Below are 11,165 nucleotides of genomic sequence, written 5' to 3'. Positions count from 1 at the left end.
TTTAATTAAATTTACAGCGGCAAAATTAGTTGTTGATACTCTGAAAAACTTTTGAGTATAGGATAAATACATTTTATTTTGGGAGAAGGAGAACAGGAAGATATAATAGCAAGGCAGATTTTGGATTTCTTCGCAGAAGATAATGCAGGGCACAGGCATGAAGTTTTCATAAATGATATTGGAAATTTTGAATCACTTACTTTATATAACGGAGACGAATTTTTGATAAAAGAATATGTTTCTTCCTACAACACCGACTATACAATGAAATTCCGTATAGAAAAAGCGAAGTACATAGAACTGGCTTTTTTCTTAGAAGGTGCAGAGATGATAAAAGATAAAGTAAACGGAAATCCAGGAACTTATAAATTACTGCATCATTACATTTACTTTACACCGGGGTATGCTGATATCGAGATTTATTTTAAAAAAGATATCTGTTACAAACATTTGGATATTTATGTATCACGGGATTATTTTCATAAACTGGCAGAAAGTAACAATGTCCTCCAAAAGTTTATAGAGAAAATAGATATGGAAGTATCTGCAAGCCTCTTTCCGGAAGGGCTTCCTATTACACCACAAATGATGAGCATTTTATTGGAAATAAAAAGATGTGATCTGGAAGGATTTTACAGAGATTATTACATAAAAAGCAGAATCCTGAGTCTGCTGCTTCTTATTTTCGAATTTGCTAAAAATCAGCCGGAGGAAGATACCGGGAACAATAAATATAATATTAGTCAAAGTGAGACCCAGAAGTTATTAGAAATAAAAGCATTTATAGAAGATAATCTGAAATCATTTTATACCATCGAACAACTTTCCCTAAGATTTGGTATTAATGAGTTTAAGTTAAAGAATGGTTTTAAAGAGCTATTCGGGGATGGTGTTTTTCATTATGCCTCTAAACTCAGAATGAAGGAAGCACTGCATTTACTTAAAAATTCAGAATTGTCAATCAAAGAAATTGCCTACCATTTAGGATACGGATCACCGTCTTCTTTTAGTGTAGCTTTTAAAAATGAAGTGGGAGTAGGGCCTAGTTATTACCGAAGGAACTAATTTACTTCAGAAGCAGCCTTATCTTTTCATAAAGTTTTTCAGTTCGGTAGGTGTCTGGCCAAAGTGTTTTTTGAAAGCTGTAGAAAAATGCCTTGGGTTTTTGTAGCCTACAGTCATTGCTATTTCGTTTATATGGAGAGATTCTTCCAGAATCAGTTTTTTTGCATTCTGCATTTTAAGACTGCTCCAATAGTTGAAAACAGTAGTGTTAAAAACTTCTTTGAATCCTTTCTTTAGTGCATATTCATTTGTCCCAAATCTGTGGGCAAGGTCTATAAGTGAATGAGTTTCCGCAATATGCTGCTCGATAAAATCCCGTATAGCATACATTTTTTCACAATCAGATTTAGAAAGGCTAATCTGGTCATCCGGTGTATTGATCTGTTCCAGCTGTAAAAGCAAAAGCTCAATAGTTCTGGCTTCCAGAAACATTTTTTTATAAATTCCTGTGCGTTTGCAACTTAATATTTCCCGAATGGTATAATGCATTTCCGGGGTTATCATAAAATGCTGTGGCAGCATAAGCTGCATATTTCCTTTATCCATCATTGCTCTGAAACGTTCAAATAATGTTGAATCGTCCGGAAGATATTTCTTGAAGAATGAGGGTAAAAAGTTTATTTCAAAGATCTGAATATTGCCCTTATCCCATAAGAAATGCCCTTTCATCTGATTGGCATACATAATATTATGATGATAAGGTGCAAAGCTGATGTCTTCACTCTCTCCTTTTATAGATGCTGTACTATTTCCCTGCAGTGCAAAATGAAGCTCTACGCTTTCCGTCTCCGCTTCAAAGCGTATAAGAGCTGGCCGTCCCAGTTGAAGATCTCCATATCCAATATGTATTCCGTCAAAGGAAATTTCTCGATATGATCCGCGGATAAAAGAATGGTTTATATAGCTGATGTTTTCACTCAGTGTTGTTCCTGTGGAATTAAACTCCTTTTTTATGGAAAGATCTGGTAAGTCCCTATGGTGAAGTAGTGTTCTCATATTATCTGCAATTCTGGTGTAAAACTCCTTTTTGCGGAGTTTTTACTCCGTTATTGAAACATCCTGCGAAAAGGAAAGCTTTAGTTTTGCAAAGTTATTTATAATTAATCTAAATAAAAACAGAAAAGGAAAGATTATTATCATAAACTCAGTTCGGTATAGATAAGTTCTTCATATCAGATTGTCAGTCTGGGTGATTTTGGAGACAAAATCGTACCGAAAACTAAGCTATGAAATAAAATTGACAATGTTTCAACTTTTTTCTTTCGGAAAAGCTCAGCATGACATCAATTTTATTATTCAAAACTTAGGAATAGCTGAAAAATAAAACTTGTGTTTTCTGTAACAAAGTCAATAAAAAACAGAATATATAGCTCCGATTTTTTAACACAATTAAAAAATGTACAATGAAGAAACAAGAGTTCAAAACGATTAGAGAACAACTAAGGGTAAGCAGAAAGGAGTATATCACACCGCACTACATAAGAGTATATCTTACGGGTGATAATATAAACGCATTTACAAATACCACTATTGGTGTCAACAACAAAATTCTTATTCCACCTGCAGGGCTTCGGGAAATTCACTTTCCGGAATATGACTATGAAGCCATGAAATGGAAGCCTCAGCCAGATGATATACGTCCTTTTATCCGCACTTATACCCACAGAGGGATTGATACACAAAACCAGGAAATCTGGATAGATTTTGTGGCGCATGGTGACGAAGGTCCGGCATCTGCATGGGCAGCAAAAGCGGAAAAAGGAGATGTATTAGGGGTACTGATGCATGATGGAAAAACAGAGCTGTATGTGCAGGCCGACTGGTACCTTTTGGCTGGAGATGCAACAGCAATACCAGTACTGAGTACTATTCTGGAAGATTTGCCTGAAAGTGCTAAAGGTGTTTGTATTATTGAAGTTCACGGAAAGGAAGATGAGCATAAAATAGATACTCGTGCAGATATAGAATTTATCTGGATATATAACAAAAATCCACAGAAAGGCAGTTTACTGCCGGAAGTTGTAAAACAACAGGATTTTCAGGAAGGTCAGCATTTCGGATATGTAGCTGCTGAATTCAGCTCAGTAAAAGAAATACGAACCTATCTTAGAAAAGAAAGGCAATGGAAACAACAGCAGCTTTATGCCTATTCCTACTGGAAATCGGGTGTAGCTGAAGACAAAAGCGCTATAGAGAGACATAAGGAGAAAGATTCAATACAATAAATTACAATGAATCAGCAAAGGTCTATCATATTGCATTCCAAGCTGCCCTCTGTAATGTGGCAGATGTCATGGCCGGCAGTAATCGCTATGGTATTGTATGGGCTCAATAATTTTCTGGACGGAATTTTTGTAGGACATCTTATCAGCAATACTGCATTAGCTGCTGTTGGGATTGCTTATCCACTTTCACAGTTTGCACAGGGATTCGGAACTCTTATTGGTACGGGAATAGGATCTGCGATTAGTATTTGGATAGGAGCCGGAGATCAGGATAGGCTGAATAAATCCTTAGGGACTGTTAATTTTCTGGCTATTTTATTCTCTGTATTGGTAACAATTCCCTGTTATATTTTCGCTAAAGATCTGGTGTATATGATGGGCGGCAGAGGCGAGATAGGAGTCCTGGCAGCAGAATATTTTAGGGCGACTATTCTGGGAACTTTTTTCTGGATTTACGGATTAGCTCTAAATATGATTATTCGTGCCGAAGGCCGTATGAAAACCGCTGCTTGGATGATTGCCGTTGGTCTGGTGGTAGACGTTATACTGAAACCTGTTTTTATAGATACATTGGGGTGGGGTGTAGCTGGTGCAGCATGGGCAACTAATATATCCATGATTATCTATTCCGTTCTAGGAGTCTGGTATTATGCCGGAAATAAAGCCTCTTTCAGTTCCAGATTCTGGTCGTGGACACCGGACAAAGCGATTATTAAAGAAACAATGTCCCTGGGAATGCCTGGCTTTATTATGATGGTGATGATTGTGGTTCAGAATATTGTCATCTTCAATGTATTTGCAAAATACGGCACAGACGAAGACATCACCTTCTTTACAGCCGTCAACAGATTTTATATACTGCTTAATACTCCGTTATGGGGACTTATGCGGGCATTGCAGCCCGTTGCGGGGATGAATTACGGAGCCGGTAAATACAAACGTACAATTTCCTCTTACCGTTTGTTTTCAGTCACGGGATTATGTATTCTGATTCCGTTCTGGCTTTTTATTATGTTTTTCCCGGCAGATGTACTATCAGTAATGCTCCCTTCGATGAAGCTTACTGCTGTACAGCTTACAGATTTCAGAATTTATATGAGCGTCCTTCTTGTATTGCCATTTACTTTTATGGCGCTTGTATGGTTTCCTTCAATAGAAAATGCAAAACCAGCCACGCAGATCAGCATATTGCGTCAGCTTGTCTTTTATATCCCGGTTTTACTTATTGTTCCGCGTTTCTTCGGGGTCAGAAGCATCTATGTTGCTTGTGCAGGAATCGACTGGCTGGTATTTTTTATGATTCTTTTTGCTGTTTATAAAAGTTCAAAAAGATTGAAAATGAATTTAAGAGCAGCCTGACCACAGGTCTCATAACACTACAACTATTATTTTTTAAAGAAACAGATATATTATGATTAAGAGAATTACCCATTTGTCGGTGTTGGTAGCGCCATTGTTCTTCTATGCCCAGCATACGAAAACCGATACGACAAGTGTAGGAACGATTCAGGAAGTGAGTCTTCAGGGAACAAAAAGCTTTAGAACCAAAAAATCCGAAACTGTTGCAAGGCTCCCTTTGGAGAACCTGGAGAACCCAACGGTTTATAGTGTGGTACCGAAGGAACTGATTAGTGAGACTACAGCAATAGACTTCAATACCGCAGTAGCGACTGTTCCGGGAGTGGTAGTTAATAACGGAGTTAATGATAGCGGAAACGATATTTTCCTAAGAGGATTTACAAGTAATGCCAGTTTTAGGAATGGTCTTGCCATAAACCCAAGAACACAAACAGAAATTAGCAATATTGAAAGAATAGAAGTGGTAAAAGGACCTTCCGGAACTTTGTTCGGAGGAACCATGGCCAAGTATGGCGGGGTAGTAAATATCATTACCAAAAAGCCACAGGAAAGATTCGGAGGATTGATAACCTATACCACAGGTAGCTGGGGAATGAACAGGGTGACTGCTGATGTAAATACTCCTCTGAATAAAGAAAAAACAGCTTTGGCCAGATTTAACTTTGCAACCTTCTCTCAGGATTCTTTTCAGGATGCAGGATTTAGCAAAGGAACCTTCTTTGCAGGAAGCGTTGTATATAAAGTATCAGATCGTTTGAAGATAAGCTTTGATGCCGATTATTACGCTCCTTATAAAACGATGAATGCATTTGTAAGAAACTCCGGCGTTCTTACTATAAAATCGCTTAAAGATCTTACCAGTGTACATGACCGCTCGTTTACAAGTAACGATATCGGATCCCGGAGAAATGTCTTCAATACCATGGCAGAGGTCGAATATAAGATCAATGATCAATGGACTTCCAGAACTTCATTCCAAAGGGGAGAATCTGTAGAAAATGAATCTATTTTCCTGGTATTGACTTATCTGGATAATAATACGGTAAGAAGAGGGATCAGACCCTTCGATATGTATAAAATTACTACCAATAATATCCAGCAGAACTTTGTTGGTGATTTCAAGATCGGAAAGCTAAGAAACAGAATGGTTGTCGGAATTGACTATTTTCTACAGGATTCCAAAAATCAATACCCGATGTTCAAGAATAACGTATTCGCGGTTTATGATCAGGTAAAATTAGACGATACAACTGCATGGCAGGGAATTTCCAGAAGTGGAGTCAATAAACTAGAGAGAACAGCTACTAATAACCAAACTGATACTTTTAGTACGATTAGTGGATATGTATCCGATGTACTGGATGTTACTCCAAACTTACATGTAATGGGAAGTTTGAGATGGGATTATTATAATAGTGATCCAAGCCTGGAAAATGGAGTGAAGAATACCAAAACCGAATTTTCAAAATCAGCATTTTCTCCAAAGTTTGGTGTGGTGTATGAAGTCGTTAAAGATAAAATTTCAGCATTTGCCAACTATGTAAACGGATTCACTTACAATGCACCTTCACTAAACCAGAATGGTGTCATGGAAAAGTGGGCTCCTGAAAAGGGGAACCAGTTTGAGTTCGGGGCTAAATTCGATGTACTAAATAAAAAGCTTTTGGCAACAATCAGTTACTATGATCTTAGAGTTACGAACAGGCTTATTGCTACTCCGGATGGTATCGGAAGTTATCAGGACGGAAAAACCATGAGCCGTGGTATAGATGCTGAGGTAATTGTGAATCCTGTTGCCGGGCTTAATATTATTGCCGGATATGGTTACAATGATAACAAATTACAGGACAGAAGTGCAAATGATGGTAAAAGACTAATATGGACCCCTAAGCATGTCGGAAACCTTTGGGCAAGTTATAAGTTCCAGAGTGGTGCTGTGGAAGGTTTAGGATTGGGTATAGGTGCCAATTTTGTAGATAAAACCAAATTGGATTATGTATCGGGATATTTAGTTCCTTCCTATGTTAATCTAGGAGCTACAATATTCTATGACAGGTCCAGATACAGAGTTGGGTTGAAGCTGAATAATGTAAGCAATACCACCTATTGGAATTTCTATGGACAACCCCAGAAGCCAAGGGAGATACTGGCTAACTTTTCTTTTAAATTTTAAATTTTACTTTTCCGAAGCCTGTTGATTGCCAATAGGTTTCGGTTTTTATTTCAGTATGGACAAAGACTTACATAAACTACAAACGAAACATCACAAAAAAAGAGGAAAAACATTAGTAAAAAAAATTACAGGATGGCTGCATTTATGGCTGGGGCTGATATCCGGTTTAATTGTTTTTGTTGTTGTACTCTCAGGAACTTTATTTGTTTTCTGTGACGAGATTATCGATCTGGTTGCTGGCAGCGATAAATATATAGAGTACAGAGAAGGGCAGCAGAAAATAGATGCCGATGTATTAATCGCACAGTTTAATACAAGACATAAAGAAGAAGGAAGAAAAGCTTTCTATATTGATGAATATAAGGACCCTGAAAGAAGTTTCCGGATTGCTTCCGGAATTAAAAGAGGCGGATTTTCCTATACTTATGTTAATCCTTATAACGGAAAGGAAATAGGAAGTACGACGGCATACCGTTTCTTTTATGTTGTCGCTCATATCCATAGCCAATTGCTGCTGGGTGGATTTGGAAAAACAGTAGTAGGAATCGCTTCTATTATATTTTTTATTCAGCTTGTAGGCGGTCTTATTCTTTGGTGGCCACAGAAATGGACTAAAGCAACAAGAACTTCATCATTCAAATTTAAAAGAGGTGTAAAGTGGAAGCGACGCAATTACGATTTACATAATGTGCTAGGCTTCTATGTTGTTATTCCGGCCATATTTGTTACCATTACGGGACTTATTATGGCTTACGAAGTATTGGAAAGCTTTACACAGAAAACCTTTGGTGGTGTACCTGCCGTTGAAGCCCGAAAGCTGTCTAAAAAATATGAACCTGCCTTTGTGGAAGGAAAAGATTTTATAACAATGCAGGACGCTATAGATATTACAAGGGTAAGGCATCCGGAAAACAACCAGGTAAGGGTGAGTTTCTTCGGTGGTGATGATTCTACAACTTATTCTATTTTGGTCGGAAAGTTTATAGGGCTGAAAAGTGCAGTTGACGCACATGATATTAATCTGAACAGGTATACCGGAAATGAAATAGAAATGCCTGAAATATTAGAAAACCATGAAAAAATAGAACATACCAATTTCGACCTGCATGTAGGGTATTGGGGTGGTTATATCGGGAAGACAATAACTTTTATTGTAGGAATTATCTGTTCCAGCTTACCTATTACAGGTGTTCTTATATGGTGGGGGAGACGGAATAAGAAAAAGCCCGTTGCTGTTGTTAAATAATTGATCAGTTTTTCAGAATTAAATGCCATATTAAAACCACTTAATACAGTTCTGGCCGGGAGAAATTTCTCCCGGCTTTTTTGTAAATTGCAAAGAAGATATTTATAAATGAGCATCAAGTATAATATTCCTGCATTCTTACAATACATCAATCTGGAGAAACCTAAAAATGATAAGGTTCATGTTGCCAGTTATGTACATGGAAATCAAGTCTTGCGCAAGTCAAATCCGATAGAAGTAGATTTTTATATGCTGGCAATTAAGATAAATCCAAATGATGTTCAGCCGGAAGAAATGTCGGATGCGTTTGCTTATTTTGACCGCCCTGATAATGCGTTGGAGTGGGACTTCGAAATTTCTTTTACAGGATATGGAATCTTTGTATGCAAAGAGCTTTTGGACAAATATGCAAAGGAATATAACTTTATGAATTATAATAATCATGAGGCTTTATTTCTGACATGGGAAGAGAAACAGATTCTTATGGATCTATTTGAAAAAGCATATCAGGAATATGAAAAAGAAAATTATGCCCAGGGAATCATTGTTTCTTATGCCTCACTTGTACTTTCTTATGTGGAAAGCTTTTATAAAAGGCAATTTGAATCCCGCAAAACAGCTTATAATAAAGTAGTTGATGATTTTTATTTACGCCTGAATGCCTACTTTAATGAGAATCAGGATACAATTACATTACCGTCTGTTACCTATTTTGCTGAAAAAGCGAATTTATCAGCTAATTATTTCGGAGATGTCATCAAGCATTTTACCGGAATTTCTCCTCAGGATCATATCCGGGACAATATTATACAGACTGCAAAAAATAAATTAAGCCAAACCAGCCTTTCGGTGAGCGAAATTGCCTATAGTTTGGGTTTTGATTATCCGACTTATTTTACCCGTTTTTTCAGAAAGGAAACAGGGTTTACCCCTTCAGTATACAGAAACCAATAATTACACAAACGATATAATGAATAAAGAAATAAAAAGAATAACAGTGTTTTGTGGCTCAAGCTTCGGAACAGAATCGGTATATGAAGAGCAGGCTTATGAGCTTGGAAAAATATTGGCACAGAATACTATATGCTTAGTATATGGTGGCGCTAATGTAGGATTGATGGGAGCTGTAGCCAATGGTGTTATCGAAAATGGAGGAGAAGCAATAGGAGTTCTTCCGCATTTTTTGAAGGGAAAAGAAATTGCTCATGAAAACCTTACTGAGTTGATTTTGGTTGATACAATGCATGAGCGTAAAACTAAAATGAATGAATTATCCGATGGAGTAATCACTCTTCCCGGAGGCTATGGAACTTTAGAAGAGTTCTTCGAGATGCTTACATGGGCACAATTGGGATTACATCAGAAGCCGATAGGAATACTAAATATCAATGGATTTTATGATGAACTGCTGGCATTTGTCCAAACAATGGTAAATAAAGGTTTTCTTAAATCTGTCAATCAGGACATGCTATTAGTAGATGACTCTATAGCAGGGCTGATCAATAAGATGAGAAATTATAAAGCACCGGAAGTAAGCAAATGGATTAAGAAAGAAGAATTATAAAGTTTAAACATTAATATTTATCTGTAATTAGTTTCAGTATTTCGGGAGTTTGTTTCATTATCAGGGTAAAGCATTAATCTAATTTTGTATGCATAATAGCATATGAAATTGAAAAATCTTTTTAATATTCCAGAATTTGCCCGATACATCAATATACACGGGCTAAAAAATGATACACTTCATATTTGTAAATACAATGAAGAAAGTAAGCTGCGCAACCAGTCACCTCCGGTAGGAATAGATTTTTATTTTCTTTCCATAAAATCCACAAAAGACATCATCATAGAGAATCCTGTAAAGGGAGAATTTACTTCAGATTCATATCTTTATCTGGATTGCCCGTATAATACAATGGAGTGGAATCTTACACCACCTGTCTCAGGATACAGTATCATGGTCAGCACAGATTATTTGACTAAACATGTGAAAGATTATAATTTTATGCATTATAATAACCATGAAGCTCTTTTTCTGACTAGGGAAGAAGAAGTACTCTTATGGGATTTATTTGATAAGGCTTACCACGAATTCTGTAAAGAAGATTTTCAAAGGAACATTCTTATCTCTTATATTGTTCTTATCCTTACTTATACTCAGCATTTTTATAATCGGCAGTTTGATTCCAGAAGCCGTATTTATCACAAAGTAGTCAACAGATTTCAAAAAGACCTGGAAGCTTATTTCAATAACAGGGAAGGAATATCGGGTTTGCCTTCTGTGGCATATTTTGCTCAGAAAACACATTTGTCAGCAAATTATTTTGGTGATCTTATCAAGCATTTTACCGGGAAATCACCATTAGATCATATTCATTATTACATTACTGAAAGAGCAAAACAAATGCTGAAAACCTCAGAAATGACGGTTAACGAGATTTCTTATCAATTGGGTTTTGATTATCCTACGTACTTTACCAGATTTTTCAGAAAGAGAACAGGCATGGCCCCAAAGGTTTTTCGGGAGCTGTAATATTCCCGGATTAAATTTTATTTGCATATATGTATTTAACTACGTAGTTTTGTACTTTAAAAATAAATTACGATGAAATCAGATATCCGTTCCATAGGAAATTCTTATTCTGAACCGCTTATTAACCTTATTCTGACCATTCAGCAGAAAGAGTTTAATATACCTGTCGGCATAGAAGATCAACCGGATCTTATTGAAATAGAAAACTTTTACCAGGCTTCTGGAGGAAATTTCTGGGGTGCATTTATTGATGGAGAATTGGTGGGGTCTATTGCTGTGGTAAAGTTTGACGAAGGAGCAGGAGCGGTACGGAAGATGTTTGTAAAAAAAGAATTCAGAGGCAGAGAGTATAATATTGCTCAGAATTTACTTAAGACTTTAATATCATATTGCAAGGTGAATGAAATCGATGATATATATTTGGGGACAGTATCAGTACTAAAAGCAGCACAGCGCTTCTATGAACGAAATCATTTTGCAAAAACCCAAAAAGAGAAACTTCCGGTACATTTTCCGTTAATGAGTGCGGATGATGTTTTCTATCATTTAAAAATCAACTAAAGT

The 11,165-nt window shown here is 36.7% G+C and carries 10 protein-coding genes; 9 read left to right on the top strand and 1 reads right to left on the bottom strand.

From position 1 onward, the window contains the following. Nucleotides 1–78 precede the first annotated feature (78 nt). A complete protein-coding gene (locus tag AYC65_RS08890; protein ID WP_034867485.1) occupies nt 79–1,065 on the top strand; it encodes a helix-turn-helix domain-containing protein in 987 nt (328 codons plus the stop codon). A gap of 18 nt (nt 1,066–1,083) precedes the next feature. Here AYC65_RS08890 and AYC65_RS08885 read toward each other — a convergent pair whose 3' ends face one another. After that, nucleotides 1,084–2,061 carry a helix-turn-helix transcriptional regulator gene (locus tag AYC65_RS08885; protein WP_034867483.1) on the bottom strand — a complete coding sequence of 326 codons (978 nt, stop codon included), beginning with the start codon at nt 2,059–2,061 and terminating at the stop codon, nt 1,084–1,086. Nucleotides 2,062–2,468: 407 nt separating this feature from the next. Here AYC65_RS08885 and AYC65_RS08880 point away from each other — a divergent pair, with 407 nt between their 5' ends. From AYC65_RS08880 to AYC65_RS08845, 8 genes are all read left to right on the top strand, one after another. Beyond that, complete coding sequence (locus AYC65_RS08880) at nt 2,469–3,290, top strand: siderophore-interacting protein (RefSeq protein WP_052114616.1); 822 nt, start codon at nt 2,469–2,471, stop codon at nt 3,288–3,290. A gap of 6 nt (nt 3,291–3,296) precedes the next feature. Next, nucleotides 3,297–4,649 carry an MATE family efflux transporter gene (locus AYC65_RS08875; protein WP_034867481.1) on the top strand — a complete coding sequence of 451 codons (1,353 nt, stop codon included), beginning with the start codon at nt 3,297–3,299 and terminating at the stop codon, nt 4,647–4,649. Between the two features lie 52 nt (nt 4,650–4,701). Beyond that, entirely contained in the window at nt 4,702–6,822 is a 2,121-nt protein-coding gene (locus AYC65_RS08870) for a TonB-dependent siderophore receptor (protein WP_034867479.1), read from the top strand. A 55-nt stretch (nt 6,823–6,877) separates the two neighbouring features. Beyond that, nucleotides 6,878–8,068 (top strand): PepSY-associated TM helix domain-containing protein, encoded by a 1,191-nt coding sequence (locus AYC65_RS08865; protein WP_034867572.1) that lies wholly within the window; start codon nt 6,878–6,880, stop codon nt 8,066–8,068. A 108-nt stretch (nt 8,069–8,176) separates the two neighbouring features. Further along, nucleotides 8,177–9,022, top strand: a complete 846-nt coding sequence (locus AYC65_RS08860) for a helix-turn-helix domain-containing protein (RefSeq protein ID WP_034867477.1) — start codon at nt 8,177–8,179, stop codon at nt 9,020–9,022. A gap of 16 nt (nt 9,023–9,038) precedes the next feature. Then, nucleotides 9,039–9,632 carry an LOG family protein gene (locus AYC65_RS08855; RefSeq protein ID WP_034867475.1) on the top strand — a complete coding sequence of 198 codons (594 nt, stop codon included), beginning with the start codon at nt 9,039–9,041 and terminating at the stop codon, nt 9,630–9,632. A 102-nt stretch (nt 9,633–9,734) separates the two neighbouring features. After that, a complete protein-coding gene (locus tag AYC65_RS08850; protein ID WP_034867474.1) occupies nt 9,735–10,601 on the top strand; it encodes a helix-turn-helix domain-containing protein in 867 nt (288 codons plus the stop codon). Between the two features lie 72 nt (nt 10,602–10,673). After that, on the top strand, nt 10,674–11,162 hold the full coding sequence (locus AYC65_RS08845) for a GNAT family N-acetyltransferase (protein ID WP_034867473.1): 489 nt from the start codon (nt 10,674–10,676) through the stop codon (nt 11,160–11,162). The last annotated feature ends 3 nt before the right edge of the window (nt 11,163–11,165 follow it).

Source organism: Elizabethkingia bruuniana (assembly GCF_002024805.1).
In the GTDB taxonomy this organism is placed as follows: Bacteria; Bacteroidota; Bacteroidia; order Flavobacteriales; family Weeksellaceae; genus Elizabethkingia; species Elizabethkingia bruuniana.
This window is presented reverse-complemented; position numbering and strand designations above follow the sequence as displayed.

Bases quoted from the DNA above. Each gene is read 5' to 3' on its own strand.
- AYC65_RS08845 (WP_034867473.1), top strand. From the start codon at position 10,674: ATGAAATCAGATATCCGTTCCATAGGAAATTCTTATTCTGAACCGCTT.
- AYC65_RS08855 (WP_034867475.1), top strand. From the start codon at position 9,039: ATGAATAAAGAAATAAAAAGAATAACAGTGTTTTGTGGCTCAAGCTTC.
- AYC65_RS08860 (WP_034867477.1), top strand. From the start codon at position 8,177: ATGAGCATCAAGTATAATATTCCTGCATTCTTACAATACATCAATCTG.
- AYC65_RS08865 (WP_034867572.1), top strand. From the start codon at position 6,878: ATGGACAAAGACTTACATAAACTACAAACGAAACATCACAAAAAAAGA.
- AYC65_RS08850 (WP_034867474.1), top strand. From the start codon at position 9,735: ATGAAATTGAAAAATCTTTTTAATATTCCAGAATTTGCCCGATACATC.
- AYC65_RS08875 (WP_034867481.1), top strand. From the start codon at position 3,297: ATGAATCAGCAAAGGTCTATCATATTGCATTCCAAGCTGCCCTCTGTA.
- AYC65_RS08870 (WP_034867479.1), top strand. From the start codon at position 4,702: ATGATTAAGAGAATTACCCATTTGTCGGTGTTGGTAGCGCCATTGTTC.
- AYC65_RS08885 (WP_034867483.1), bottom strand. From the start codon at position 2,061: ATGAGAACACTACTTCACCATAGGGACTTACCAGATCTTTCCATAAAA.
- AYC65_RS08880 (WP_052114616.1), top strand. From the start codon at position 2,469: ATGAAGAAACAAGAGTTCAAAACGATTAGAGAACAACTAAGGGTAAGC.